Here is a 24935-nt window from a genome sequence, read left to right as displayed (position 1 = left end):
TTCCTCTTGATAATTCGTCTGTAAGGCGAGAACCGCTAGGGCCGTTTGATGGATTGCCAGCGCTCCATCTAGCGTAGCCAACCACATCTGTCACGGCCTTTAGGCCCGAATCCGACAGCTAAAGCGCGTCCAATTATCCCAGGGGATTCTTCATCGTTCATTTACCCTGCTTCGTGACCGACTGTTAGAAAGATGCTGGTAGGAGCAAGCACAACTTTCCATTTCATCAATTGCGAACACAACCGTCGGCGGGGGCCAAAATGAAGAACTGGATCACGAAAGCCGGCAGGCTTCAGGCGCGCGTTTTTCGCTGTTTGCCTCAATTGACCATCCTGCGCTTCGGGAAAGACGAGCGCGGGAATTTCGCCATGATCGCGGCTTTGGTGCTCGTCCCCCTGCTTCTGGCCGGCATGGTTGCGGTTGACACCGCAAACCTCATGCGCGTGCGCAACAACGTGCAGGCTTCGCTGGATGCCGCCGCTTTGGCTGTAGGCAAGAGGTTCTCCACGGGCGAAAGCCATACGGTCGTACAGGACTACGGTGCCCGAATTTTTTACGCCAACGTCACCGCGCTGAGCGCAGACGCAATCAATTTCCAGATTGCCTTTCCCCAGGACAAGACGACGGACCAGCAAGTACAGGCCACTGCCGCATTCACCTACAAATCCCTATTTGGCGTCGTCGCCTCCCGCCTTACAGGCGACAATTGGGATAAACACCAATATACGCTCACAGCGTCTGTCCGGCTCAAGAACACCATCGAAGTCGCTCTCGTCCTCGACAACTCCAAATCAATGGATGAAACAAGAAGCGGATCGTCAAAAAAACGCATCGATCTTCTAAAGGATGCCGCCTCGCAACTTGTGGAGACGATGGCCTCACAATCCGCGCTCATAACCTATGTCGAAAAACCAGTGCAATTTTCACTGGTTCCTTTCGCCGGTTCTGTGAATGTCGGCCCACAATATCTCAATGCGGCCTGGATGGACCCGGAAGGCAAATCTTCCGTCAATCTTGAAAATTTCACCCTGCCCGTCACGATCGACGCTAGCCGCAAGATAGAAGAAAAGCCCGCGGGCAGCGGACGATATTACAAAGTGGGAACCGGCTGGGGAGACCGTAACAACAAACCTTTTTCACGGGCGGAGCTTTATGCTGACCTCACACGGAGATCAAGCGAGCCGTGGCTCGCCTGGCAGGGGTGCGTCGAATCTCGTCCCGGACCTTTTGCGCTGGATGTAACGCCACCTTCTGACAATAATCCAGATACGTTGTTTGTGCCAATGTTCGGTCCGGCTGAATATTACAACGTGGATAGCAGGGGAAATGTAATTTCCACAGTTTTGAACAGCTGGTGGCAAGATGATATGTCTCTTGCCTACTCACCCCGACAAAGCGACTTGAAAAAATACTATCTGCGCGATTCCCTCGACAAGATCTATCGGAAGGGAAGATCGGAAGGCGGTGGCCCTAACTATAGCTGCACAACATTACCCCTCACGCCTTTGACTGACGTTACAACCGAACAAGGGATGAAAACGGTCCAGACGGCAATCAAGGCAATGGTGCCGAACGGCGGTACGAATGTCCCCGAAGCCATGGCCTGGGGCTGGCGAACCATCGTCCAGGGCGCCCCGTTCACAGAAGCCCGGGCCTCAACGGAACGAGGCAATGACAAGGTGGTGATCGTACTCACCGATGGTGCCAATACTTATTACAAATATGACGGCCTGGCTGGCTCAGGGCCCGACCGTGCCGGAAACCTGTCCTATTACTCGACACATGGCTATACCGCCCGCATAACCAAAAAATATAGCCAGAGCCGCCTCTTTCAGGAAAGCGGCGTTTCAGTTTCCCAAAACAACACGACATACACCAAGGCTTTGAATGCCCGCTTTGCCAAACTCTGCGACAACGCCAAAGCCGCCAATATCATTGTCATGACGGTCGCGCTCGATCTCAACGAAGCAAACAGCACGGAGAAAGCACAAATAGACTTGTTGAGATCGTGCTCTTCAAACTCACGCGTGCGCATGGAAGGCGGCAAACCGGCTAAACTCTTCTGGAATTCGACCGGCGGCGAACTGAGCGAGACCTTTCGGCAGATTGGCGATGAACTGTCAAACTTGCGTCTCGTCGATTGATAACAGCAAAAGCATCACCATATGCGGGTATCGGCTACGACTGCCCATGGCGGTTCTGCGTTAAGGATGGTGCAAATTAACCATCATTCGCCTGTCAAATTCCTCAGGCAATCTTGACAAGATCAGACGCGCCTTCTATCTCAGAACCACGTTAGCACTCTCACACGGTGAGTGCTAACAAGCGCGGATCGGTTCGATCCGTTATCAGGGTTCAACGTCTATAACACCAAGGGTTATACCATGGCTGATATCAAGTTCCGCCCGCTTCATGACCGCGTCGTCGTTCGTCGCGTTGAATCGGAAGCCAAGACCGCTGGCGGCATCATCATCCCTGACACCGCCAAGGAAAAGCCGCAGGAAGGCGAAATCGTCGCTGTTGGCGCTGGCGCTCGTGACGAAGCAGGCAAGCTGATTGCTCTGGAAGTCAAGGCTGGCGACAAGGTTCTGTTCGGCAAGTGGTCGGGCACCGAAGTCAAGATCGGCGGCGAAGACCTGCTGATCATGAAGGAATCCGATATTTTGGGTATCGTTGGCTAATCAAGCCTCGGGCGGTTTCGCCCTTACCTGAAACCAATTCACCATAATCTGACCGGGACAATTCCCAGGAGAGTAAAATGGCTGCTAAAGACGTAAAATTCGGCCGCACTGCGCGCGAAAAGATGCTGCGCGGCGTCGATATCCTCGCTGACGCTGTTAAGGTAACGCTCGGCCCGAAGGGTCGTAACGTTGTTATCGACAAGTCCTTCGGCGCTCCGCGCATCACCAAGGACGGTGTATCGGTCGCCAAGGAAATCGAACTGGAAGACAAGTTCGAAAACATGGGCGCACAGATGCTGCGCGAAGTGGCTTCCAAGACCAACGACACCGCTGGCGACGGCACGACGACCGCTACCGTTCTGGGCCAGGCTATCGTTCAGGAAGGCGCAAAGGCTGTTGCTGCCGGCATGAACCCGATGGACCTGAAGCGCGGCATCGATCTCGCAGTTTCGGAAGTCGTTGCTGAACTTCTCGGCAAGGCCAAGAAGATCAACACCTCGGAAGAAGTTGCCCAGGTTGGCACGATCTCCGCTAACGGCGAAGCCGAAATCGGCAAGATGATCGCCGAAGCGATGCAGAAGGTCGGCAATGAAGGCGTGATCACGGTTGAAGAAGCCAAGACCGCTGAAACCGAACTCGAAGTCGTCGAAGGCATGCAGTTCGACCGCGGCTACCTGTCGCCTTACTTCGTCACCAACCCTGAAAAGATGGTTGCTGACCTCGAAGACGCATACATCCTTCTGCACGAAAAGAAGCTCTCGAACCTCCAGGCTCTTCTGCCGGTTCTGGAAGCTGTCGTTCAGACCTCGAAGCCGCTCGTCATCATCGCTGAAGACGTCGAAGGCGAAGCTCTTGCAACGCTCGTCGTCAACAAGCTGCGCGGCGGCCTGAAGATTGCTGCTGTCAAGGCTCCTGGCTTCGGCGACCGCCGCAAGGCAATGCTCGAAGACATCGCGATCCTCACGGGTGGTCAGGTTATCTCCGAAGACCTCGGCATCAAGCTCGAAACCGTCACGCTCGACATGCTCGGCCGCGCCAAGAAGGTCTCGATTTCGAAGGAAAACACCACGATCGTCGACGGTGCAGGCCAGAAGGCTGAAATCGACGCTCGCGTTGGCCAGATCAAGCAGCAGATCGAAGAAACCTCTTCGGACTACGACCGTGAAAAGCTTCAGGAACGTCTTGCCAAGCTCGCTGGTGGCGTTGCCGTCATCCGCGTCGGCGGTGCAACCGAAGTTGAAGTGAAGGAAAAGAAGGACCGCGTTGACGACGCGCTGAACGCAACCCGCGCTGCGGTTGAAGAAGGCATCGTTGCTGGCGGTGGTACCGCACTCCTCCGCGCTTCGGCCAAGATTTCTGCCAAGGGCATCAATGCCGACCAGGAAGCCGGCATCAACATCGTTCGTCGCGCTCTGCAGGCTCCGGCTCGCCAGATCACGACCAATGCCGGTGAAGAAGCTTCGGTCATCGTTGGCAAGATCCTTGAAAATGCCTCTGAAACCTATGGCTACAACACTGCCTCCGGTGAATTTGGCGACCTGATCAAGGCTGGCGTTGTCGATCCGGTCAAGGTTGTCCGCACCGCCCTGCAGAATGCAGCATCGGTTGCCGGTCTCCTGATCACGACCGAAGCCATGATCGCCGAACTGCCGAAGAAGGATGCAGCTCCGGCTGGCATGCCTGGCGGAATGGGCGGTATGGGCGGCATGGATTTCTAAGAAATCCACGTCCTCGTTTCGATGGAATGTGAGAAAGGCGGCCCTTGGCCGCCTTTCTTTTTACGTGACGTAACTATTTGTGATTTATGAAAAATTTACTTTGCTTGCGCTTTGCCGCCGCGAAGCGGTTATTTCAGAAACTTCTGATTGACACTCTACCACCAATCATGATCAATCCGAGATGACATAGAGACGGACTTCCTGTTTGCCCCCGCACTATGGAAGTCCTGTCTCAGGCAACAGGAAAGACAGGCTTCGGCCTGTCTTTCCACTTGCTCTCCTTCACAAGTCCAGCCTCTATTCTGCAGCGTCGCTCTGCGTCTTCACCGATGTGAGGGCGTCATATCGGGCGCGCGCCATCACCACTTTTGCTTCATTGGCTATTGCCCATTCACCCAGCGCACGCACAGGCCTCAACAGGTCACGCCCCATTTCCGTCAGTTCATACTCGACCTTGGGCGGAATTGTCGGAAAGATGGTACGATTGACGAAACCGTCCCGTTCCAGATTGCGCAGGGTGGTTGTCAGCATCTTCTGGGAAATGCCCTCGACGGTTCGGCGCAATTCATTGAAACGCATCGGGCGATTGCCGAGATAACTCACCACGAGCACAGTCCATTTATCGCCAACACGCGACAAAATCTCCGTTACGGTCCTGCATGCATTGGTTTCCTTGAAGTCACCGGGTTTCATAAAAGTGCCTCCTTGCGTGGGAATTTGGTCACTTATATAGCGTCGGTCTCCAATGGTTACCACTGCAATAAAGGTGTCATCAATGTCCAAGCTCAAAGTCGCCGTTATCATCGGCAGCACACGTGAACAACGTTTTGCGCCCGTTCCAGCCCAGTGGATTGCCAGGCTCGTTGCCGAGCGGCCGGAACTGGACGTGGAAGTTCTCGATGTCGCGGATTATCCGATGGGTTTCTATGGCGACACGTCCACCACGACCGCTCAGGCAGAAACAGCCGACAAATGGAAAACGAAACTGCGGGAGTTCGACGCCTACATTCTTACGGCCGCTGAGTATAATCACGCGCCGACCGCCGTTCTGAAGAATGCCATCGACTACGGCGACTGGATACAGAAGCCCATGGGCTTCGTTGGCTACGGAGGCGTGGGCGGCGCTCGCGCTGTCGAGCAACTGCGGATGATCGCCGTCGAAATGTCCTCCATGTCCGTCAAAACGGGCGTCCACATCCTCTTCCCCGACTATCTTGCGGTCGTGAAAGGCGAGAACAAGCTGGATGATTTCCCTCATCTGGCGGAAGCGGCCAAGAATATGCTGGACCAGTTGATCTGGTGGGGCAAGGCACTAAAGGTCGCTCGCGGCTGATAAGGAACAAGGCAAGCCGGAACACGGAATTCCGGCTTGCCGCGGGCATCGTGTGCCCTATGATTATTTCCGATTACAACGGAGTGATAATCATATGCGCAAGGAACTTCCCATCGCCACGGCGCCGAAAGATGGCCGAAAGATAACAGTCGTCTGGACCGACGACGACGACCAGCGCAACGAGTCGATCGCACAGTATCGAACACTTGCCCAACTGCAGGCCGGGGGCGGTCAATGGGATGAGGCGGATACCGGGTGGTGGACGTTCACCGACAGCAAAACCCAGCGTAAGATTGAACCGACCGCCTGGATATCCGAAATGGATGACGACGAAGACAGCGATACTTGACAGTGCCGACGGTCAATAAAAATTGACTTTTTTCGTCATATTTTATCAAATGATTGCGCTTTAAAGTTTCACGAAGAAACATGAGCCGCCACCAAATGGCGGTGTTATATTCGTTGTGCACGGCTCGGTTCCGAGTCCACGTCAGCCGGAGACCAGAAATGACCGCTACTCGTACCGAAACAGATACTTTCGGACCGATTGATGTTCCTGCCGACCGCTACTGGGGAGCTCAGACCCAGCGTTCGCTGCAAAATTTCAAAATCGGTGGAGAGCGCATGCCGCTGCCATTGGTTCATGCGCTGGGTGTCGTCAAGCGGGCGGCAGCGGAAACCAATATTGCACTGGGAAAGCTCGATCCGGTTCTTGGTCAGGTGATCGCGGTGGCCGCCTCGGAGGTGATCGAAGGTAAACTTGACGATCATTTCCCATTGGTCGTCTGGCAGACCGGTTCGGGCACTCAATCAAACATGAATGCCAATGAGGTCATTTCAAACCGGGCTATCGAGCTCCTCGGTGGTGAAATGGGGTCGAAAAAGCCGGTCCATCCCAACGACCACGTTAATATGAGCCAATCGTCCAATGACAGCTTCCCGACAGCGATCCATATCGCCACAGCAGTTGAAGCGGTCCATCGGCTCTATCCGGCGCTGGAACATCTGACCAACGCGCTCAAGATCAAGGAAGAAGCGTTCAAGGATATTATCAAGATCGGCCGAACGCATACGCAAGATGCAACCCCGGTCACACTCGGACAGGAATTTTCCGGTTATCGTGCTGCATTGGAATATGCGCGCCACCGTATAGAACAATCGCTTGCAGACGTCTTTCTGCTCGCCCAGGGCGGGACAGCAGTCGGGACGGGGCTGAATGCACCAATCGGCTTCGACACAGGCTTTGCTGAAGCCGTGAGTGAAATAACTGGCCTTCCCTTCAAGACGGCGCCGAACAAATTCGAAGCCCTTGCCAGCCACGGTGCGATTCTTGACTTCCACGGCAGCTTGAACGCCTTGGCGGCGGATCTCTTCAAGATCGCGAATGATATTCGTTTCCTTGGCTCCGGGCCGCGCTCTGGCCTCGGTGAACTGTCACTGCCGGAGAATGAACCGGGATCCTCCATCATGCCGGGCAAGGTTAACCCGACCCAGGCCGAAGCTTTGACGATGGTGGCAACACAGGTGTTCGGCAACCAGGCGACAATTACGGTTGCTGCCAGCCAGGGGCACTTTGAACTCAATGTGTTCAAGCCGGTGATCGCATATAATGTCCTGCAGTCGATCCGCATCCTAAGCGACGTGATGGTGTCGTTCGCCGATCATTGTGTGGATGGAATCGAGCCAAATCTGAGCCGCATCAAGGAACTATTGGATCGTTCGCTGATGCTCGTCACTGCGCTTGCTCCAGCTATCGGTTATGACAATGCGGCCAAGATCGCCAAGACCGCACACAAGAATGGAACGACCTTGCGGGAAGAAGCGCTGGCGAGCGGTCTCGTGTCGGAAGAGGATTATGAGCGACTGGTGCGCGCAGAGAGAATGATTGCGCCGGAGTGAATTGGTATTCATACTGTAAACAAACTGTCGAGGATTAGACGGCTTTCCTTGACAGTCCGCAGTCGTTAATTGATGGCCCAGTTCAACAGGAGATAGCCCCGCATGTCCTCTATCACCCCGCAGTCCAACGGCGTTGTTACGCTCATTGCCCGCATCTTTCTTTCAGTTCTTTTCATCATTGCCGGCTACGGCAAACTGACCGCCATTGCCGGCACCGCAGGTTACTTCGCTGGCCTCGGCCTTCCGCTCCCCACCGTTACGGCTGTTGTCGTCGGTCTGGTTGAATTTGTAGGCGGCCTCGCAATTCTCGTTGGCTTTCAGACCCGCATTGCTGCGGCTGTTGTCGGCCTCTTCACCATCGGTGCGACGCTCGTTGCCCATATGGACTTCTCGCAGGGCATGAACGCCATGATGGCGCAGAAGAACCTCGCAATTGCTGGCGGCCTGTTCATTCTTGCCCTGCACGGCGCTGGAGCCCTCTCGATCGACGCCAAGCGCGGCTGATCGACATTCTCATCGCAATAAAATGAAAAGACCGCACCATGAAAATGGTGCGGTTTTTCTTATTTCAAAATCGTGTTGCGAAGAACTAGAGCGCATCCCGAAAAGTGGGAACCGGTTTTCGGATGAGATGCGCGATAAAATAAACAGAGAGAGCATTCCAACGATTCATGAAAACAGGAAATGCTCTAACTGCTCAACCCTTTACGGATGCGCGTCGCAACGTCCATGACGCGTGCGTTCTCCCGGCTTCGGCGTGCCGATACGAGGCATGCTTGCGAGCGCAGGATAATGCCGTCTTCCAGAATCTTCAGCCTGTTGGCCCGCAACGTGGAGCCAGTCGACGTAATATCGACGATCATATCGGCGGAGCCCGCAGCCGGAGCGCCTTCGGTCGCGCCAAGGCTTTCTACAATGCGGTAAACCTGAATGCCGTGTTTCTGCGAAAAGAACTGCTGCGTCAGCCGCCAGTATTTGGTGGCGATGCGAAGGCGGCGACCGTGGCGCTGGCGGAAATCTGCTGCCACATCGTCCAGATCGGCCATGCTGGTCACATCACGCCAGACTTCCGGTACGGCCACGACAACATCAGCGTGACCGAAACCCAGTTCGGCTTCGATAGCCACACGCTCTTCCGAGTGCGCCAGCGTCTCGCGAATGAGGTCTTCGCCAGTTACGCCAAGATCCACGCTGCCATATCCCAGTTCACGGGCAATTTCGGAAGCGGAAAGGAACAGAATATCCAGATCAGGCTCGCCCTCGACACGGGCGCGATAATTGCGTGAGTCATCAGGCAGGATCACCTTGTAGCCAGCTCTTTCAAGCACAGCGAGCGTCTGCTCCTTCAACCGCCCCTTGGACGGCAATGCCAGCGTCACACTCATTTTTTCTCTCCCGCCAGCATCTGCAACCGGTCGAGCCAGATGGAAAAGCCGACGCCGGGAATGTTTTCCGAAGCGCCAAGCATGGTCAAAAGTCGGTCATATCGCCCACCACCCGCAAGAATGCCATCTTTCTCGACGCCAGCAGCCCGGATTTCGTAAACGAGACCGGTATAGTAATCGAGCGGGCGCCCGAAGGACGCATCATAGATAATGTCTCTGGTGGCAATGCCTGCATTCGCAATCGCATCGCTGCGTGCTTCGAATTTCTGCAGCACCGCAGCCAGATCAAGAGCGTGTTCCGAAGCGAATGCTCGCAGGGTGATGGCTGCGGAATCGAGCGAGACGCGCATTTCGAGGAAGTGCTTCAGAAGATCGAGCGCCGATGCCGGAAAGCGCGTAGCCGCCAGGTCTTCCTTTTCGATCAACCGCCGCGCGATCTCGGCAGGGGAACGACCGGCACCGGGCGAAATTCCAGCTTCGAGCATTTCTGCTTCCAGCATGCGCGCAAGCCCGGATTCGTCGCCTTCCGCCACAAGAACCGCAAGCGTTTCCGGTAATGGATCGCGTCGCTGTGCGCCCGTCAGTTCAGCGAGCACCTGCTCCATCGAACCCGCATCGCCGAAGGAACGCAACAGTTTCTTGCGCCATCCTTGCGGCAGGCCCAGCGCTTTCAGCATGCCGGCAAAGACCGACTGGTCTCCCAGAACAATCTCAAGCGCAGCTTCGGGAGCGGCCGCGCGAACGCAGGCCAGCGCATCAGCGATGGAGCGGGCATCGGACGTCGCTTCGTCGGTAGCCCCCAGATCCTCTATACCGGCTTGAAGAAATTCGGCTGCCCCGTCACGACGCTGACGGAACACTTCGCCGAGATAGGCGTAACGCTTCGGCGTGGCTGCGTTAAGCTCGATGTGATTGCGGCAAACAGGAATGGTAAATTCCGGTCGCAGGCACAGACTGTCGCCGTTTTCGTTTTCGGTCAGAAAAATACGGCGGCGCAAATCCTCGCCCGCCATATCCAGAAATGGATCAGCCGGCTGAATCAGCGGAATTTCGACAAGTTCGGCTTCACGCGCATCGAGGGCCGCGCGAAGAGAACTGAGAATACCGGGCGAGTTTGATCCAGCCATGGCTTTCGTCACTTCGACTGTTCTGCGCGATCCCGCGCCTGACTGGCAAGGATTTCGCGGACTGCCTCGACAAGCCCTTCTTCCTTGACCGTGATCTGCGCCGGGCGGCTCTCGCGCCAGGTCACATTGTCTTCGATCTCAGCAGACAGGCGCTTTCCCTCGACCAGATCCTTGATCTGCACCTCACCGGCCTCGCGTTCCTGCGAACCCTGAATGATGACGCACGGCGCCTCGCGGCGATCCGCATATTTCATCTGCGCCTTCATGCCGGAGCCGCCGACATACATTTCGGCGCGAATGCCCGCCTGACGCAGATCGGAAACCATCTTCTGATAGCGGCCAAGACTTTGTGAGTCCTTGTCCATGACCAGGACAACCACGGGACCGACAACATCGGAAACGTCCAGCTTGCCCAGGTTCTTCAAAGCCGTCATCAGACGCGAAACACCGATGGAAAAGCCCGTTGCCGGCACCGGCTCACCACGGAAGCGCGACACCAGACCGTCATAACGCCCCCCGCCGCCTACGGAACCGAACACGACCTTCTGGCCGTCTTCGTTGGTTACGTCGAACAGAAGCTCGGCTTCGAAAACCGGGCCGGTGTAGTATTCGAGCCCGCGCACGACAGACGGGTCGATCTTCACGCGGCCATCATAGCCACCCGCCGAGAACAACGCCTGCATGTCGGCAAGTTCTGTCACGCCTTCTTCACCCTTGGCGTTACCCGCCACAACCGTGTGGAGATTGGCAATCGTATCAGCCCCGGTAACGCCGCCAGCAGCAGTGAATGACAGGATTTTTTCAATCGAGGCGTCAGGGAGTTCAGCACCCTTGGTGAAATCGCCGCTTTCATCGAGACGTCCCTTGCCGAGCAGAAGGCGAACACCTTCCGGGCCGAACTTGTCGAGCTTGTCGATAGCGCGCAGCACATTGAGACGCTTGGCGGCATTGCCCTCGCCTTGCAGCCCGATAGCGTCCAGCACGCCGTCGAGCACCTTGCGGTTGTTGACGCGGATCACATAATCCCCGCGGCGAATGCCGAGACGTTCCAGCGTGTCGGCCATCATCATGCACATTTCGGCATCAGCCGAGACATTCGGTGCGCCGACCGTATCGGCGTCGAACTGCATGAACTGGCGGAACCGACCCGGACCTGGTTTTTCGTTGCGGAACACCCAGCCATTGCGGTAGCTGCGATACGGCTTTGGCAGCGACTCAAAATTTTCAGCGACGTAACGCGCAAGCGGCGCGGTCAAATCATAGCGCAGCGACAGCCATTGGTCGTCATCGTCCAGAAACGAGAACACGCCTTCGTTCGGACGGTCCTGATCCGGCAGGAATTTTCCGAGCGCATCCGTATATTCCACAAGCGGCGTTTCCACCGGCTCAAAGCCATAGAGGTCGTAAACTTCGCGGATGGTCGCCATCATCTTTTCGGCGGCGCGCAAATCATCCGGCACCCGATCGACAAACCCGCGCGGCAACCGCGCCTTCATCTTGTCCGCTTTATCGGCCATTTTTCCCGCCTGATCGCTGATTTGTACATATATGCCGATTGGAGCCGGCACCAATTCTGTTGCCGGTTTCCTAACCGATCAAGTCCGTTGCGGCAAGTGCGGGGAATATGTTCAGCGTGTCGCAATGGCGACTGCAGCCCCCGCCATCATCCCCGCGCTGGTCCTGTTGGCAATCCGCATCATGCGCGGGCTGCGAAGAAACCGCCGAGCCTGCGCTGCGAGCACCACCCATGCGGTATCGACCGCCGCAAGAACCACGAACATGACCAGCAACAGTTCGGCCCAGCCAACCAGCGAAACATGGGTGATGTCGACTACCGTCGGCAGGATGGCAAGGTAGAAAACCATGATCTTCGGATTGCCAAGCGTGATTGCCATTGCGCTAAGGAAGAGCTTTCCGGCCTCCCCCTGACGGGGAATGGCATTCTCATCTGCGACTTCGTCAACTGGCGCGATCCACATCTTCCACGAAAGATAGATCAGATAGGCCACGCCGACATATTTGAGGATGAGAAACGCTGTGTGGAACGTGTTGGCCAGTGCGGCCAGTCCCCAGACGGCCAATGAAAGCCAGATAGCGTCACCGAGCCACAGGCCGAACATGAATGGAAAGACGCCCTTGTGCCCGCGGCTGATGACACGTGCCACCAACGCTCCGACATTCGGCCCGGGCGTCCCCGCCGCAACAACCAGAATGCCAGCAAATGCCAACAACGACACCAGATCCATGACCATCTCCCATCTTCAAAGGCGGATGTTTCTCGCAGAAATGAGGATGCTTAGCAATCGGCCGCCTTAACTGGGTCTTTTGAAACTCTGTCGCAATTTTTCAATGTGCGCACGGCAATGACAACCTTCAATGTGATCGTTCACCAGCCCCATGGCCTGCATGAAGGCGTAGACCGTGGTTGGCCCGACAAATGACCAGCCGCGCTTTTTCAGATCCTTGGAAATGCGAATAGATGTCTCGGTCTTTGGATTGGCGATCAGGGTTGGATAGTCCACGACAACGGGGCGATCTTTTGCACCCGGCTCGAAAGACCAGAAATAAGCCGCCAACGAGCCTCTTTCTGCCACCAGTTCAATTGCGCGTTTGGCATTATTGATCGTCGATTCAATCTTGCCCCGGTGGCGCACAATGCCTTTGTCCGCCAAAAGGCGCTCCACATCCGCCTGCCCGTACCGGGCAACCCGATGGAAATCAAAGCCATCGAAAGCAGCGCGAAAATTCTCCCGCTTTCGCAAGATTGTCAGCCACGACAACCCAGACTGGAAACCTTCGAGACAGATTTTCTCAAAAAGTCGAAAATCGTTTGAAACAGGAACGCCCCATTCATTGTCATGGTAGGCAAGATAGTCAGGTAACTCGCCCGGCCAGAAGCAACGTGTCATTCCATCGGCACCGACAATCAGACCGGTTCTTGCCTCGGCAACATCATTCATTGCTCTGCCTCCCAAGTTTTATCGATAATTAATTATGTCGCGCAACTTGCCACTAACCACAACTTTAATTGGAAGGGGCGCCAGGCGAAACACGCGGCCGAAATTTACCTTTACGATTCCATTCCGGCGCACAATCCCCACTCGAGCATGAGGGCCGCTCTCCTGACAACCGATGTCAGGAGCTGCAAGGGGCAACTGCGCCATAAAGAGTCTCCGGCGCAAAGAGACGGATTTGGATTATGAAACCACGTCATCTTCTTTTAATCGGATCGCTTGCGGCGATTGCCGTTTCCATTGTCAGCACTAGCATGGCGTTTGCCAATGATCGCTATGCCACCCTCCCGCCGGTACGCGTGAGCCCTGATCTTTCCGCTCCGTGGGTTGCGCAGTTGCATGGGCAACCTGCCCGCATCAAAGCCGTGCCGCAAAATCTGCAGCCAGCACCGCGCGTTGCCAACAGACAAAAGCAGAGAGCGAAATCAAGCTATCGCCAGGTTTCATACCAACGCCCGGCTGCAAACCCTGCCACCACCGTGCGAAAGCACCAAATCGACCCGGCTTATCTGCCGCAGACTGTTTCCTATTCGGGAAAAGAAAAGCCGGGCACGATCGTCATCGATACAGGCAAGCGCTTCCTTTATCTCGTGCAGTCGGACGGCAAAGCCATGCGTTATGGTGTCGGTGTCGGAAAGCAGGGATTCAGCTGGAAAGGTTCCCAGCGCATCAGCCGCAAGGCTGAATGGCCTACCTGGACACCCCCGAAGGAAATGATGGCCCGCGAGCGCAAGAAGGGACGCATCCTGCCCGCGCGCATGGAAGGGGGGATCAATAATCCTCTTGGTGCGCGCGCCCTATATCTCGGCGCCACGCTCTATCGGATCCACGGGACCAATCAACCCTGGACCATCGGCAAGGCCATGTCTTCGGGCTGTATTCGAATGCGCAATGAAGATGTGACCGATCTTTACGAACGTGTGCCGGTCGGCGCGAAGGTCGTTGTCCGTTAGAACAACCGTCATTTTCAAGCTTCTCGCGACCGCCTTTTCACCGGGGCGGTCGCATTATTTTCATAAATCTGAAACGACCAAATTTTCTGCACAGAAAGAATGATCGCAGATTTGGAAACATGATTGAAAGGGCTTTTCCTTTTCCCGCGAACACCCATATGCTGACCATGGCAAAGTCCAGAAAGATACGAAAAGGACTGCCACATGGCAGTCCGTGCCGGGGGAAGACCCGGCACGCAGGTCAAATAGCATTCCAGCGCATCGAAGGATCAATCCTGCGCCGGGTGCTTCGAGGGAAAGGATAAAACATGACCGTACCGATGGTTAAACTGAACGACGGAAATCACATCCCGCAGCTCGGTTACGGTGTCTGGCAAGTGGGCAACGACGAGGCGGTCGCCGCTGTCAGCGAAGCATTGAAAGCAGGATATCGCCATATCGATACCGCTGCCATTTATGGCAATGAAGAGGGCGTCGGCAAGGCGATCAAGAATTCCGGCATCGCGCGCGGCGACATTTTTCTCACCACGAAACTGTGGAATAGCGAGCAAGGCTATGAATCGACGCTGAAAGCGTTCGACACGAGCCTGAAAAAGCTCGACACGGATTATGTGGATCTCTATCTCATCCATTGGCCGACGCCTTCAAAAGACCTCTTCATGGAAACATGGCGTGCGTTTGTGAAGCTGAAAGAAGAGGGTCGAGCGAAATCCATTGGCGTGTCCAATTTCCGCACAGCCGACCTCGAACGCGTCATCAAGGAAAGCGGCGTAACGCCGGTTCTCAACCAGATTGAATTGCACCCGCAATTCCAGCAGGACGAGTTGCGTCTGTTCCACGGCAAGCACAACATCGCAACGGAAGCATGGAGCCCGCTCGGGCAAGGTAAGATACTGGAAGATGCCACGCTGAAGGCCATCGCTGAAAAGCATGGCAAGTCGGTTGCGCAAATCATCCTGCGCTGGCACATCGAGACCGGCAATATCGTCATTCCGAAGTCTGTGACGCCCGCCCGCATCAAGGAAAACTTCGATATTTTCGATTTCCGCCTCAACGGAACCGATCATGATGCGATTACGAAACTGGACAAGGCCGACGGCCGGATAGGCCCGAACCCGAGTACATTCTCGGCTGGCTGAACGGGCGAAAAAACCGGGCGATTGCCCGGTTTTTTTATGCAGAGATCTGCGACAATCCTTGCGGCTTCGGGCCACCATAGGCCCAGTCAATCAACTCTACCGTGTGAACGATGGGCAGTTTGCTGCCCGTAGCAATCTGCGTCATGCAGCCGATATTGCCGGTGGCGATAAGATCGGCCCCCGTCGCCTCGATATTTCTTACCTTGCGGTCCCGAAGTTTTACGGCAATCTCCGGCTGCAGGATGTTATAGGTGCCCGCCGACCCGCAGCAAAGATGCCCCTCGAGCGGCTCTTTCACCTTGAAACCTGCCCTTGAAAGCAGGTCTTTGGGTTGGCGTGTAATTTTCTGCCCGTGCTGCATGGAACAGGCAGAATGATAGGCCACCGTCAAGGCTTGGGATACGTCCGGTTCCGGCAATTCGATGCCGGCGAGATATTCGGTGATGTCCTTGGCCAGTGACGACACGCGCGCAGCTTTCTCGTTATAAGCAGGGTCCAGCCGAAGCATGTAACCATAATCCTTGATGGTCGTCCCGCAACCCGAAGCCGTGACAATGATTGCATCAAGCCCGCCTGCTTCCAGTTCGCGGGTCCAGATATCCACATTATGACGTGCCTGCTCAAGCGCCTGCTCTTCGCGCCCCATATGATGGACCAGCGAACCGCAGCATCCCTCCCCCTTCGGCGTCACCACCTCGATGCCGAAACGGTTCAGAAGACGCAAGGTCGCAGCATTGATGCCCGGATTGAGTACCGGCTGCGCACAACCATTGAGGATTGCCACGCGGCCACGCTTCTCCCCTTTGGCAGCACTGATGGCTTCGACCCTGGAAGTCTCGGGCAAATTCCGCGGTGCGAGATCGAGCATTGCCGCCACCGGTCGCAAAGTCTGGCTTTTGCGCAGCAGCGGCGCGAAAGGCTTGCCGAGCTTTGCAAACTTCAGCGCGGCGCGGAAGCGGCCCGGATAGGGCAGAACCTGCGCCAGCACCCCACGCAGGAAGCGGTTCATGAACGGGCGTTTATACGTTTTTTCGATATGCGCGCGCGCATGATCGACCAGGTGCATATAATTGACGCCCGACGGGCAGGTTGTCATGCAGGACAGGCAGGAGAGGCATCGGTCCACATGGCGCACGATTTCCTCATCCGCCGGACGGCCATTTTCCAGCATATCCTTGATCAGATAGATGCGCCCACGCGGACTGTCGAGTTCGTTGCCAAGCGTCACATAGGTCGGGCATGTGGCGGTACAGAATCCGCAATGCACGCATTTGCGCAGGATTTTTTCCGCTTCACTGACACCGGGATCGCGCAATTGCTCGGGGCTGAAATGGGTCTGCATGGTTTCAAGCTCCGGCCTGACGGGGATGCATACGCCCCGGATTGAGGATATTTTCTGGATCGAACTGATGCTTCAGCCGCTGCGAAAGTGCGGCAAGTGCGGCCGGTTGAGGTTCAAACACTTCAACGCTTGAACGAACACTCTCCGGCGCACGTACAAGCGTCGCGTGGCCACCACCATATTTGGCAATGAGTTGACGCAGTGTTTGCGCTTCGGGATCGGCTTCCATCCGCATCCAGATCAAACCGCCCTGCCAGTCGTAGAAGGCATCGACCCCGGCATAGCGACGGAACTCGTCCACCATGCACCAACCCAGCATCGGAGCCATCGAAACCCGCCACACAGCGCGATTGTCTCCCGCATTGGCATAAGGCAGGACATCACGCACCTCGCGCCAAAGCTGGTGCGACTGCGCTTCATTGAGCACGTCAACCACCCCGCCGAGCAACGCCTGCAACTGGCGGCTGCGATGCTCAACCGAAGGCGCAAAGCCTTCGAGCCGCAATACAGTTGCCGCCTCCCAGCCCAGCTTGCCATCCAGAAAGCGATTGGCAACCGTCGGCGGCAGATGCGCTGCGGAAGCGACTTCCTCCCGCGACCCCATGGCCATCGCCATCGCGCGCACCGCCTGTTCATCAGTCAGACCACGCACGGCAAGCGTTGCCGCTGTTTCCGGTTTCGGCAGAACTTTGAACGTTACCTCGGTGGCAACGCCCAGCGTGCCCCAGGAATTGGCCATCCCCTTGGACAGGTCATAACCGGTCACGTTCTTGACCACCCGTCCGCCGGATTTGAACAATTCGCCGCGTCCGGACACCACACGCACACCGAGCACATGATCGCGCGCAGCACCTGCCTTAAGACGGCGTGGACCCGAAAGGTTGGCGGCAAGCGCACCACCGATCGTACCACGGCCACTTTCACCCGACAGCAGCGGGCCGTAGTCCATCGGCTCGAAATGAAAACACTGGTCGTTGTCGGACAGAAGTTTTTCGATCACGGCCATCGGTGTTCCTGCCTTGGCGGAAAGCACCAGTTCGTCCGGTTCGTACAAGGTCACGCCCTTAAGTTCAGACACATCCAGCACATGACCTGCATCGACCCGATGGCCAATGCCACGCTTTGAACCGTGGCCAATAATCTCCAGCGGCGTAGAACCGGCCAAAGCTTCTTGCACCGCGTCAACAACGCCCGCTTCGTCCTGCGGCTTGAGAATAGTTCTATCACTCATGAACCAGACCTCAGATCAGAATCGCGGAATGTCAGGGAAAGCCAGTTCCCCACGATGTACATGCATACGGCCAAGTTCGGCACAGCGACGCAATTGCGGAAAGACCTTGCCGGGATTGAGCAGATGCTTGGCATCAAAGGCACATTTGACCCGCATCTGCTGGTCGAGATCGATTTCGTTGAACATTTCCGGCATCAAATCGCGCTTTTCTATGCCGACCCCATGTTCGCCGGTGAGAACGCCGCCGACTTTCACACATAGCCGCAAAATATCGGCACCGAAATTCTCCGCGGCTTCCAGCTCGCCCGGAATATTCGCGTCGTAAAGGATCAACGGGTGCAGATTGCCGTCGCCCGCATGGAACACATTGGCGACACGCAGTCCGTATTTCTCCGACAGGTCGCGCATACCCGACAGCACTCGCGGTAGTTCCTTGCGCGGGATCGTGCCGTCCATGCACAGATAATCCGGCGAGATGCGCCCCACTGCCGGAAACGCCGCCTTGCGCCCTGCCCAGAAAGCCAGACGCTGCTCTTCCGACTGAGACAGGATACAGGTTGTCGAGCCATTTCTGAGCGCCAGCGCTTCGACCCGCCCAATCAGATAGTCCACCTCAACGGGCGGCCCATCCAATTCGACGATCAACAAGGCTTCGACGTCAAGCGGATAGCCCACCCGCACAAAATCTTCTGCGGCTTTGATGGCTGGTCTGTCCATCATCTCCATGCCGCCCGGAATGATGCCTGCGCCGATGATATCGGCCACGCACTGCCCGGCCTGTTCGCTGGAGGGAAAGCCAACCATCACCGCCCGCGCTGTTTCGGGCTTTTGCAGGATGCGTACCGTAATTTCGGTCACGACGCCGAGCAGCCCTTCCGAACCGGTCATCAGGCCGAGGAGATCGTAGCCCTCGCTATCGAGATGCTTGCCACCGAGCCGGATTACCTCGCCCGTAATCAACACCATTTCGATCCCGAGCACGTTGTTGGCCGTGAGCCCGTATTTGAGGCAATGCACTCCACCGGCATTTTCCGCGACGTTTCCGCCGATGGAGCAGGCAATCTGCGATGATGGATCGGGCGCGTAATAAAAGCCCTCATGTTCGACGGCCTTGGTGATACCGAGATTGGTCACGCCGGGCTGCACCACGGCGACACGGTTAGGATAGTCGATTTCCAGAATGCGGTTGAAGCGTGACATGACCAGAAGCACGGCATCCTGCAACGGCATGGAGCCACCGGAGAGCGAAGTCCCCGCCCCTCTCGGCACGACACGAACATTGTTATCGTGACAATAGCGCAGAACCCGCGCAACCTGATCGACGGTTTCAGGGAGCACGACGACCAGCGGCAGCGAGCGATGTGCCGTCAGACCGTCGCTCTCGAACACACGCATCGCATTGATCGCATCGACAACGCCTTCGCCGGGCACTATGCCGCGCAGGTCCGCGACGATCTGCTCACGCTTTTGCATGACGGACGCGTCCGGCTCCGGCATTATGAGTCCGCTCATATTCTCCTCCACCACTTATGCGGTCAAAGTGCACTCCACACCATTTTCGTCAAGTGGTAAATCATTTTTACCACTTTAGCCGATGGTTAAACAGTTTCCACGCCGCGGCATAATTACTTGCCTAGTTTCCCAGCGCTCGGCTAGATGCTTTTAAAACCCAAAGCTTTAGCAAATGCAGCAGGAAGTGGGATAGCAGAGCATGATGAGCAGTCTGGCAGATATGGAAATCTTTGCCCGCGTCGTGGCAACGGGCAGCATGTCAGCCGCCGCTCGTGATCTGGGCCTTTCCCCAGCGGTGGTTTCAAAACGCCTCGGACGTCTGGAAGAGCGGCTCGGAACCCGCCTGCTTCAACGTACGACGCGCCAGATCGCACTTACCGAGGCCGGTCAGGGCTATCATGAGCGCGTTCTCGCCATTCTCTCCAACATCGAGGAAGCGGAAGCCTTTGTCGCCCGCCGTTCCGCCGACGCACGGGGTACATTGAAAATTTCGGCCCCGACGACTTTCGGTCGCATGCATATTGCGCCTTATCTCGTGCCCTTCATGCGCGCCAATGCCGATCTCACCGTCAATATGCAGCTCACCGACGAAATGGTGGACATTGTGGGGGATGGTTACGATCTTGCTATCCGGATCGCGGAACTTTCCGATTCAACACTCGTCGCACGTCGCCTAGCGCCCGTGCGCCGCATTCTCGTTGCATCGCCCGGCTATATCGCAGAACGCGGCACGCCACAGACGATTGAGGACCTGCAAGACCACATCTGCCTTGCCCCGCACAACAACGACCCCTGGCGGCTGGAAGGCCCCAAAGGGCCGATCGTCATCCGTCCGGTCGGGCCCTTGCAGACCAATTCCAGCGAAATGGTAAGGGAGGCAGTGCTCGCGGGCCTTGGTATCGCGCAGCGCTCAACCTGGGACATCGGGCCAGAACTTGCGGCCGGAAAGCTGGTACAGGTTCTGCCCGACTATGCCGCTTCTCGCAACGTAGCAATTCATGCCGTCTATCCATCGAAACAGTTTCTTCCAGCAAAGGTCCGGCTGTTCATCGACTACCTTGCCGATCTTTATGGCCCCGTTCCCTATTGGGAGAGCGGGACATCCCACCACGAAGCAGCAAAAAAATAGACCAGCTTTCATTCGTCGGTTAATAAGCCACGTGCTTTATATCAGCGTGCCAGCATATAAAGCTGACTAAGCTTTTGATTCAAAAGACTTAGCTCCCTCCGCACTCCGTTATTCAAGCGAATCGGATGCCCTCCTCCTGCTATCCTGATTTTCTGGGAAAAATGATGAACACACCTGTACGCTTCATTCTTGCAATTATCGTCGCCGTGATCGTTGGCTGCGGCTTCATGTTTTATGACAAATCGCGTGGCGCCGAATGGGTCGTTTCCCCTCAGCAGATCGAACAGGCTAAAGCCGAAGGCAAACCCGGTGTGGAAAGCCGTCCCGGCACCGTGACCGTACTGCCCATCCGTAGCGAGACCGCAGACGCACTTCCATTCAAATGGGCGATGTATGGCGTGGTCGCAGGACTTTTCGTCCTCGTAGCAACACGCAAGCGCAATAAAGCCTGATCATTTTTCGATGACAAAGCACGAAAGCCCGGTTGTCTTATGAACCGGGCTTTCAATTCCAATATATTCCGTTGCCGGATATGGGGCTAACGGCTACTTTGCCGCCGTTACAGAGAGGCTTCAGAGGGCATGGCGGAAACGGTTTTTTCACGCATACAGGCAAGCCGCACAGCAGATGATGTTGTGCACCAGATCGAAACGCTTATCCTCGAAGGCGTTCTGCGTGGCGGCGACCGGCTTCCCGGTGAACGCGAGCTGGCGCGCCAGTTCGATATTTCGCGCCCAATCCTGCGCGACGCTCTAAAGAGACTTGAGACCGCAGAACTTCTGATTTCCCGCCATGGAGGAGGTACGTTCGTTGCTGATGTGATCGGGCAGGTATTCAGCGCGCCTGTCGTGAAGCTGTTTGCCGATCACCGCAAGGCGACAGCGGACTATCTCGAATATCGTCGCGAAATCGAAAGCATTGCCGCCGAATATGCCGCGCTTCGAGCCACACCGGCAGACAAGGCGCTTTTGACCGAAATCATGGAAGCCATGGAAAAGGCTCATGGCGCTAGTGATTTCGACACGGAAGCGCGCCTAGACGTTGAACTGCACAATGCCATTGGCGAAGCCGCTCATAACATCGTTCTCCTGCACACCTTGCGGTCATGCTATCAACTGCTGAAGGATGGCGTTTTTTACAATCGCAGCCTTATCTACAGCTATCCCGGCGTCGCCGACATGTTTTTGTCGCAGCATCGCGCCATTTACGATGCAGTGATGGCCGGCAATCCGCAAGCGGCCCGGGAAGCGGTTCAAAAACACATCCGTTTCGTGGAGCAGGCGACACATGATCGCGAGCTTCACGAAGAACGCGAACGTGTCTCGCGCCTGCGCTACCGGCAGCGGGCCGGCGTGAAGACAGCCAAAGACGTGAAGGATGATAACGGCGAATGAGTGTTGTTTTCAAAGATGCGAAAGGGCCTGACGGTATCCGCCTTTATGCAATTGGCGACATACATGGCCGCCTGGACTTGCTTCTGGATATGCATGGGCTGATCCGTGCCGACCTTGATCGCCGGCCCGTTCACGACTGGCGCATCATTCATCTGGGTGACTATATCGATCGCGGTCCGAAATCGAAGGAGGTGCTGGATTTCCTGATCGATGCGTCGGAACGGGACGAGCGCGTGATTTCGCTGCTTGGCAATCACGACGACGGTTTTCTCACTTATCTGGCAACGGGGGACATCGCCGGGATATTCGCGCTGCATGGCGGCATTGACACCGCTCGGTCCTACGGTGTGGAAATTGATTTTAACGATGCGGTTTCAGCCCGCCATGGTCATGCCGCGCTCGTCAAAGCCGTTCCGCAAAGTCATATAGATTTCATCCGCACCATGCCCCGCTCGGTCGGTTTTGGCGATTTCTTCTTCTGCCACGCCGGCATCAATCCCGCTGTGCCGCTCGATACACAAGATCCCGAAGAGCTGATCTGGATTCGCACAGCCTTCCTGAAATGGACTGAACCATTCGAAAAAGTCGTCGTCCACGGACATACCCCACAAAGCGCCATCGACATTCAACCCAACAGGGTCAATCTCGACACCTATGCGTGGAAAAGCGGACAGCTTTCGGCCATCGTGATCGATGGCGCGGAAAAGCGTTTTATCGAAGCGAGATAATGCACTTAGGGCGCATCCCGAAAACTGTGAAACGGCTTTCGGAAAAGACGCGCGTCAAAAAGAGATAAAACGCCGACCTGATCCAATCAGATCGAAACGCGATCTAGTGCGCGCTCGAAATGCCGTACCCGTCGGTCGACATAGCATTGTCGCCTGCGTCGACGGTGAATATGCCGACTGCCATGAACACAATCGCGGAAACCATCAGAACGGTGAGAAGAGCGGCATGCTTGGCGGTCATATTCGGAAACTCTTTCGACGGGGCCGGACAAAGTTCGTTAGACGAGCCGCCACTTGCGAGCATGGCGATCAGCCTTGCCCATTCGGTCGCTGCCCGGGGAGACGGCGTTCAGTTACACCCGAAAAAAGTTACCCGCAACTGAACGGTTCCAGCCGGATCACCGCTTTTTTCGGGGAAGCACTGTTTGGCTGAACGGTGTGGCAAAGCGGCAACGCAAAACTGCGACTTAAGGTTAAAAGGCAGTTACGATGCGTCTAGATTTGGCTAACCCAAGCTTTTGCTAATACAGCGCCTGCAGCATCTGCCTTTATCCCCAATGTCTCTGCAAGGACTGGGTACTGCTCAGTCCACTGAGGTGCGAAGCCTGATATCAAGCCGCCAAGCTGATCGTTCCACTCTGCCACAAGCTTTGTGTCTGCCTCGAAATGGAACTGCGTACCGTAGACCGCACGCCCGATGCGATAGGCCTGATGAGGTGTCATATCGCTGGTGGCCATGTGGATGGCATTCCCGGGAAGCGAAAACGTGTCGCGGTGCCAGTGAAAGATTGGAAAGGCCTCACCCGCCGCGGACAGGACTGGATCGCTTTTACCCTCTTCCGTGAGCTGAACCTCCCGCCAGCCGAACTCCATGGGTCGATCCAGAATGTTCTCGCCGCCATATGCGCGAGCTATGAGCTGGCTGCCCAGACAAATGCCGAGAACGGCCTTATCGCTGCGGCCAAACTTGCGTATCAGTTCAAGCAAATGCGGGAAATAAGGACATTCGTCATCGGCGAGCGCATTCTGTTCGCCACCCAGAACGATCAGGGCCCGATATCCATCGTCGGCCGCCGGTAGCGCATCCCCATCGTAGGGATGACGCAGATCGATGGAAAAACCCGCATCTGTCAGTATGGGTTCAATCTGCCCCAACCCGGAGCCTTGGTAGTTTTGAACGACCAGTACACCCATGAGAATCCCCCACCGACTTTCACATTCGGTAACATGGAAATGACCCGGACAACAGCGGGGTCATCGATCAGTTCACTATCGACACGCTGACTGTCCGGCCCGCAACAAGGTGTACACCATCAGGCACGTCTTCAAGCTTCACACGCACCGGAACGCGTTGCGCCAGCCGGACCCAGTTGAATGTTGGCGAAACATTCGCCAGCAGGCTGGATGAGTCGCTGCGCTCGCGATCCTCGATACCTCCCGCAATACCTTCGACCTTCCCCTTGAGCTGAACCTTGCTGCCCATGATATCGATCACCACCGGATCGCCTACCTGGATACGTTCGAGCTTGTTTTCCTCAAAATAACCGGAGACGTAGTAGGAATCCGTGTCAACGAGAGCCGTCACAGCCGAACCTGCGGAAACATAGTCACCCGGTTGAAGCGAGAAGTTGGTCACCACGCCGTTTACGGGCGCTTTCACCGATGAACGGTCCAGATTGAGCGCTGCAAGATCGCGATCCAGCTGCGCCTGCCGATAGGCAGCTTCTGCCTGCTGAGCCGTCGTTTCAATCTGTTCCAGTTTCTGACGCGTCACGGTCGTATCGTTAAGCTGGCGATAGCGAACCAGATCGCGGTTGGCCATGTCGAGCGCCGCCTTGCTGCTATCGATCTTGGCTTCCGCCGTTTGCAGGGCGAGCTTGTAACGGGCCTGATCGATGCGGAAGATCACATCGCCACGGTGGACCGCTTCATTATCATGAACGAGCACTTCGCCAACCAGTCCAGAAACATCCGGCGCAACACGCACAACATCCGCACGAATCTTGCCGTCGCGCGTCCAAGGCGCGTTCATGTAATAGTCCCACAAATGCCAGCCAAGAAGCCCCGCCATCGTGACCATGACGAGGGTTACAAACACACGGCCTGAATGTGCAAAGAGCTTTTTCATAGCGGTCCATTGAGAATGACGGCTGCTGAGCCGAGAATGCAAAAATACATGGCAGCATCGAACAGGGGCCGGTGCCATACGAAACGGTAGAAGCGGGCGCGCGCCAGAAGGCGTTGCATAATCGTGTTTGCGAAATAGGCTCCGAGCGCCAGCACGCCGAGGGTCGGAATGTAAATTCCGTAAATGTCGAGTTCAGGTTGCATCACAAATCACATTGTTGTT

The 24935-nt window shown here is 56.1% G+C and carries 26 protein-coding genes; 13 read left to right on the top strand and 13 right to left on the bottom strand.

The features are described 5' to 3' along the window. Positions 1 to 260: 260 nt before the first annotated feature. The 3 genes from OINT_RS13925 (at position 261) to groL (ending at position 4399) form a co-directional block, all read left to right on the top strand. The gene (locus OINT_RS13925) at positions 261 to 2144 is read left to right on the top strand and encodes a VWA domain-containing protein (RefSeq protein ID WP_006472507.1); all 1884 of its coding nucleotides are present in this window, start codon (positions 261 to 263) and stop codon (positions 2142 to 2144) included. Between the two features lie 240 nt (positions 2145 to 2384). Continuing rightward, a complete protein-coding gene (groES, locus tag OINT_RS13920; protein ID WP_006472506.1) occupies positions 2385 to 2681 on the top strand; it encodes a co-chaperone GroES in 297 nt (98 codons plus the stop codon). A 77-nt stretch (positions 2682 to 2758) separates the two neighbouring features. Further along, on the top strand, positions 2759 to 4399 hold the full coding sequence (gene groL / locus OINT_RS13915) for a chaperonin GroEL (protein ID WP_006468493.1): 1641 nt from the start codon (positions 2759 to 2761) through the stop codon (positions 4397 to 4399). A 297-nt stretch (positions 4400 to 4696) separates the two neighbouring features. Here the strand turns inward: groL and OINT_RS13910 are convergent, their stop codons facing one another. Then, the gene (locus OINT_RS13910; RefSeq protein ID WP_006472505.1) at positions 4697 to 5092 is read right to left on the bottom strand and encodes a winged helix-turn-helix transcriptional regulator; all 396 of its coding nucleotides are present in this window, start codon (positions 5090 to 5092) and stop codon (positions 4697 to 4699) included. 82 nt (positions 5093 to 5174) lie between these two features. On the opposite strand from OINT_RS13910, the gene OINT_RS13905 reads away from it, so the two are divergent. The 4 genes from OINT_RS13905 (at position 5175) to OINT_RS13890 (ending at position 8135) form a co-directional block, all read left to right on the top strand. Then, positions 5175 to 5732, top strand: coding sequence for an NADPH-dependent FMN reductase (locus OINT_RS13905; RefSeq protein WP_006472504.1), 558 nt, complete (start codon positions 5175 to 5177; stop codon positions 5730 to 5732). A 94-nt stretch (positions 5733 to 5826) separates the two neighbouring features. Continuing rightward, the gene (locus OINT_RS13900; protein WP_006472503.1) at positions 5827 to 6081 is read left to right on the top strand and encodes a hypothetical protein; all 255 of its coding nucleotides are present in this window, start codon (positions 5827 to 5829) and stop codon (positions 6079 to 6081) included. A gap of 158 nt (positions 6082 to 6239) precedes the next feature. Next, positions 6240 to 7631 (top strand): class II fumarate hydratase, encoded by a 1392-nt coding sequence (gene fumC / locus OINT_RS13895; RefSeq protein WP_006472502.1) that lies wholly within the window; start codon positions 6240 to 6242, stop codon positions 7629 to 7631. Positions 7632 to 7733: 102 nt separating this feature from the next. After that, entirely contained in the window at positions 7734 to 8135 is a 402-nt protein-coding gene (locus tag OINT_RS13890; RefSeq protein ID WP_006468489.1) for a DoxX family protein, read from the top strand. A gap of 185 nt (positions 8136 to 8320) precedes the next feature. On the opposite strand, the gene hisG is transcribed toward OINT_RS13890, so the two are convergent. The 5 genes from hisG to OINT_RS13865 all read right to left on the bottom strand — a co-directional run bounded on the left by hisG (position 8321) and on the right by OINT_RS13865 (position 13103). Then, the gene (hisG, locus tag OINT_RS13885) at positions 8321 to 9016 is read right to left on the bottom strand and encodes an ATP phosphoribosyltransferase (protein ID WP_006468488.1); all 696 of its coding nucleotides are present in this window, start codon (positions 9014 to 9016) and stop codon (positions 8321 to 8323) included. Further along, the gene (locus OINT_RS13880) at positions 9013 to 10143 is read right to left on the bottom strand and encodes an ATP phosphoribosyltransferase regulatory subunit (protein WP_006472498.1); all 1131 of its coding nucleotides are present in this window, start codon (positions 10141 to 10143) and stop codon (positions 9013 to 9015) included. Before OINT_RS13880 ends, hisG begins: the two co-directional genes overlap by 4 nt. Positions 10144 to 10151: 8 nt before the next feature. Beyond that, positions 10152 to 11660, bottom strand: a complete 1509-nt coding sequence (gene hisS, locus OINT_RS13875) for a histidine--tRNA ligase (protein WP_006472497.1) — start codon at positions 11658 to 11660, stop codon at positions 10152 to 10154. A 111-nt stretch (positions 11661 to 11771) separates the two neighbouring features. After that, positions 11772 to 12389: a LysE family translocator gene (locus OINT_RS13870; protein ID WP_006472496.1), complete on the bottom strand. Its 618-nt coding sequence runs from the start codon at positions 12387 to 12389 to the stop codon at positions 11772 to 11774. Positions 12390 to 12455: 66 nt separating this feature from the next. Then, the gene (locus OINT_RS13865) at positions 12456 to 13103 is read right to left on the bottom strand and encodes a DNA-3-methyladenine glycosylase I (protein ID WP_006472495.1); all 648 of its coding nucleotides are present in this window, start codon (positions 13101 to 13103) and stop codon (positions 12456 to 12458) included. Positions 13104 to 13342: 239 nt separating this feature from the next. On the opposite strand from OINT_RS13865, the gene OINT_RS13860 reads away from it, so the two are divergent. Further along, the gene (locus tag OINT_RS13860; RefSeq protein WP_006468483.1) at positions 13343 to 14110 is read left to right on the top strand and encodes a L,D-transpeptidase; all 768 of its coding nucleotides are present in this window, start codon (positions 13343 to 13345) and stop codon (positions 14108 to 14110) included. A gap of 308 nt (positions 14111 to 14418) precedes the next feature. Further along, on the top strand, positions 14419 to 15249 hold the full coding sequence (locus OINT_RS13855; RefSeq protein ID WP_006468481.1) for an aldo/keto reductase: 831 nt from the start codon (positions 14419 to 14421) through the stop codon (positions 15247 to 15249). 34 nt (positions 15250 to 15283) lie between these two features. Here the strand turns inward: OINT_RS13855 and glcF are convergent, their stop codons facing one another. The 3 genes from glcF to OINT_RS13840 are packed head-to-tail and all read right to left on the bottom strand — an operon-like array spanning position 15284 to position 19334. Continuing rightward, positions 15284 to 16591 (bottom strand): glycolate oxidase subunit GlcF, encoded by a 1308-nt coding sequence (gene glcF, locus OINT_RS13850; protein ID WP_006468480.1) that lies wholly within the window; start codon positions 16589 to 16591, stop codon positions 15284 to 15286. A 4-nt stretch (positions 16592 to 16595) separates the two neighbouring features. Then, positions 16596 to 17822, bottom strand: coding sequence for a glycolate oxidase subunit GlcE (gene glcE, locus OINT_RS13845; protein ID WP_006468479.1), 1227 nt, complete (start codon positions 17820 to 17822; stop codon positions 16596 to 16598). A 15-nt stretch (positions 17823 to 17837) separates the two neighbouring features. Beyond that, the gene (locus OINT_RS13840; protein ID WP_006472494.1) at positions 17838 to 19334 is read right to left on the bottom strand and encodes an FAD-linked oxidase C-terminal domain-containing protein; all 1497 of its coding nucleotides are present in this window, start codon (positions 19332 to 19334) and stop codon (positions 17838 to 17840) included. Between the two features lie 199 nt (positions 19335 to 19533). On the opposite strand from OINT_RS13840, the gene OINT_RS13835 reads away from it, so the two are divergent. The 4 genes from OINT_RS13835 (at position 19534) to OINT_RS13820 (ending at position 22585) form a co-directional block, all read left to right on the top strand. Then, the gene (locus tag OINT_RS13835; RefSeq protein WP_006468477.1) at positions 19534 to 20463 is read left to right on the top strand and encodes a LysR family transcriptional regulator; all 930 of its coding nucleotides are present in this window, start codon (positions 19534 to 19536) and stop codon (positions 20461 to 20463) included. Between the two features lie 164 nt (positions 20464 to 20627). Then, positions 20628 to 20915 (top strand): hypothetical protein, encoded by a 288-nt coding sequence (locus tag OINT_RS13830; protein ID WP_006472493.1) that lies wholly within the window; start codon positions 20628 to 20630, stop codon positions 20913 to 20915. Positions 20916 to 21044: 129 nt separating this feature from the next. Further along, on the top strand, positions 21045 to 21857 hold the full coding sequence (locus tag OINT_RS13825) for an FCD domain-containing protein (RefSeq protein ID WP_006468475.1): 813 nt from the start codon (positions 21045 to 21047) through the stop codon (positions 21855 to 21857). Beyond that, positions 21854 to 22585 carry a metallophosphoesterase gene (locus OINT_RS13820; protein WP_006468474.1) on the top strand — a complete coding sequence of 244 codons (732 nt, stop codon included), beginning with the start codon at positions 21854 to 21856 and terminating at the stop codon, positions 22583 to 22585. Before OINT_RS13825 ends, OINT_RS13820 begins: the two co-directional genes overlap by 4 nt. Positions 22586 to 22688: 103 nt before the next feature. Here the strand turns inward: OINT_RS13820 and OINT_RS23865 are convergent, their stop codons facing one another. The 4 genes from OINT_RS23865 to OINT_RS13805 form a co-directional block, all read right to left on the bottom strand. After that, positions 22689 to 22826, bottom strand: coding sequence for a hypothetical protein (locus OINT_RS23865; RefSeq protein ID WP_006472492.1), 138 nt, complete (start codon positions 22824 to 22826; stop codon positions 22689 to 22691). 254 nt (positions 22827 to 23080) lie between these two features. Further along, positions 23081 to 23779: a type 1 glutamine amidotransferase gene (locus OINT_RS13815; protein WP_006468472.1), complete on the bottom strand. Its 699-nt coding sequence runs from the start codon at positions 23777 to 23779 to the stop codon at positions 23081 to 23083. Positions 23780 to 23846: 67 nt separating this feature from the next. Then, positions 23847 to 24713 (bottom strand): efflux RND transporter periplasmic adaptor subunit, encoded by an 867-nt coding sequence (locus OINT_RS13810; protein ID WP_006468471.1) that lies wholly within the window; start codon positions 24711 to 24713, stop codon positions 23847 to 23849. Continuing rightward, positions 24710 to 24916: a DUF1656 domain-containing protein gene (locus tag OINT_RS13805; RefSeq protein WP_006472491.1), complete on the bottom strand. Its 207-nt coding sequence runs from the start codon at positions 24914 to 24916 to the stop codon at positions 24710 to 24712. Before OINT_RS13805 ends, OINT_RS13810 begins: the two co-directional genes overlap by 4 nt. Positions 24917 to 24935: the final 19 nt, after the last annotated feature.

This window comes from Brucella intermedia LMG 3301, assembly GCF_000182645.1.
GTDB classification, from domain to species: Bacteria; Pseudomonadota; Alphaproteobacteria; order Rhizobiales; family Rhizobiaceae; genus Brucella; species Brucella intermedia.
This window is presented reverse-complemented; position numbering and strand designations above follow the sequence as displayed.

What these genes read in the sequence shown, in the direction of transcription:
- OINT_RS13825 (WP_006468475.1), top strand. Translation starts at nt 21,045, where the DNA reads ATGGCGGAAACGGTTTTTTCACGCATACAGGCAAGCCGCACAGCAGAT.
- fumC (WP_006472502.1), top strand. Translation starts at nt 6,240, where the DNA reads ATGACCGCTACTCGTACCGAAACAGATACTTTCGGACCGATTGATGTT.
- OINT_RS13855 (WP_006468481.1), top strand. Translation starts at nt 14,419, where the DNA reads ATGACCGTACCGATGGTTAAACTGAACGACGGAAATCACATCCCGCAG.
- groL (WP_006468493.1), top strand. Translation starts at nt 2,759, where the DNA reads ATGGCTGCTAAAGACGTAAAATTCGGCCGCACTGCGCGCGAAAAGATG.
- OINT_RS13905 (WP_006472504.1), top strand. Translation starts at nt 5,175, where the DNA reads ATGTCCAAGCTCAAAGTCGCCGTTATCATCGGCAGCACACGTGAACAA.
- OINT_RS13835 (WP_006468477.1), top strand. Translation starts at nt 19,534, where the DNA reads ATGATGAGCAGTCTGGCAGATATGGAAATCTTTGCCCGCGTCGTGGCA.
- OINT_RS13815 (WP_006468472.1), bottom strand. Translation starts at nt 23,779, where the DNA reads ATGGGTGTACTGGTCGTTCAAAACTACCAAGGCTCCGGGTTGGGGCAG.
- OINT_RS13865 (WP_006472495.1), bottom strand. Translation starts at nt 13,103, where the DNA reads ATGAATGATGTTGCCGAGGCAAGAACCGGTCTGATTGTCGGTGCCGAT.
- OINT_RS13890 (WP_006468489.1), top strand. Translation starts at nt 7,734, where the DNA reads ATGTCCTCTATCACCCCGCAGTCCAACGGCGTTGTTACGCTCATTGCC.
- OINT_RS13840 (WP_006472494.1), bottom strand. Translation starts at nt 19,334, where the DNA reads ATGAGCGGACTCATAATGCCGGAGCCGGACGCGTCCGTCATGCAAAAG.
- hisG (WP_006468488.1), bottom strand. Translation starts at nt 9,016, where the DNA reads ATGAGTGTGACGCTGGCATTGCCGTCCAAGGGGCGGTTGAAGGAGCAG.
- OINT_RS13880 (WP_006472498.1), bottom strand. Translation starts at nt 10,143, where the DNA reads ATGGCTGGATCAAACTCGCCCGGTATTCTCAGTTCTCTTCGCGCGGCC.
- OINT_RS13910 (WP_006472505.1), bottom strand. Translation starts at nt 5,092, where the DNA reads ATGAAACCCGGTGACTTCAAGGAAACCAATGCATGCAGGACCGTAACG.
- groES (WP_006472506.1), top strand. Translation starts at nt 2,385, where the DNA reads ATGGCTGATATCAAGTTCCGCCCGCTTCATGACCGCGTCGTCGTTCGT.
- OINT_RS23865 (WP_006472492.1), bottom strand. Translation starts at nt 22,826, where the DNA reads ATGACCGCCAAGCATGCCGCTCTTCTCACCGTTCTGATGGTTTCCGCG.
- OINT_RS13820 (WP_006468474.1), top strand. Translation starts at nt 21,854, where the DNA reads ATGAGTGTTGTTTTCAAAGATGCGAAAGGGCCTGACGGTATCCGCCTT.
- glcF (WP_006468480.1), bottom strand. Translation starts at nt 16,591, where the DNA reads ATGCAGACCCATTTCAGCCCCGAGCAATTGCGCGATCCCGGTGTCAGT.
- OINT_RS13805 (WP_006472491.1), bottom strand. Translation starts at nt 24,916, where the DNA reads ATGCAACCTGAACTCGACATTTACGGAATTTACATTCCGACCCTCGGC.
- OINT_RS13830 (WP_006472493.1), top strand. Translation starts at nt 20,628, where the DNA reads ATGAACACACCTGTACGCTTCATTCTTGCAATTATCGTCGCCGTGATC.
- OINT_RS13810 (WP_006468471.1), bottom strand. Translation starts at nt 24,713, where the DNA reads ATGAAAAAGCTCTTTGCACATTCAGGCCGTGTGTTTGTAACCCTCGTC.
- glcE (WP_006468479.1), bottom strand. Translation starts at nt 17,822, where the DNA reads ATGAGTGATAGAACTATTCTCAAGCCGCAGGACGAAGCGGGCGTTGTT.
- OINT_RS13925 (WP_006472507.1), top strand. Translation starts at nt 261, where the DNA reads ATGAAGAACTGGATCACGAAAGCCGGCAGGCTTCAGGCGCGCGTTTTT.
- hisS (WP_006472497.1), bottom strand. Translation starts at nt 11,660, where the DNA reads ATGGCCGATAAAGCGGACAAGATGAAGGCGCGGTTGCCGCGCGGGTTT.
- OINT_RS13860 (WP_006468483.1), top strand. Translation starts at nt 13,343, where the DNA reads ATGAAACCACGTCATCTTCTTTTAATCGGATCGCTTGCGGCGATTGCC.
- OINT_RS13900 (WP_006472503.1), top strand. Translation starts at nt 5,827, where the DNA reads ATGCGCAAGGAACTTCCCATCGCCACGGCGCCGAAAGATGGCCGAAAG.
- OINT_RS13870 (WP_006472496.1), bottom strand. Translation starts at nt 12,389, where the DNA reads ATGGATCTGGTGTCGTTGTTGGCATTTGCTGGCATTCTGGTTGTTGCG.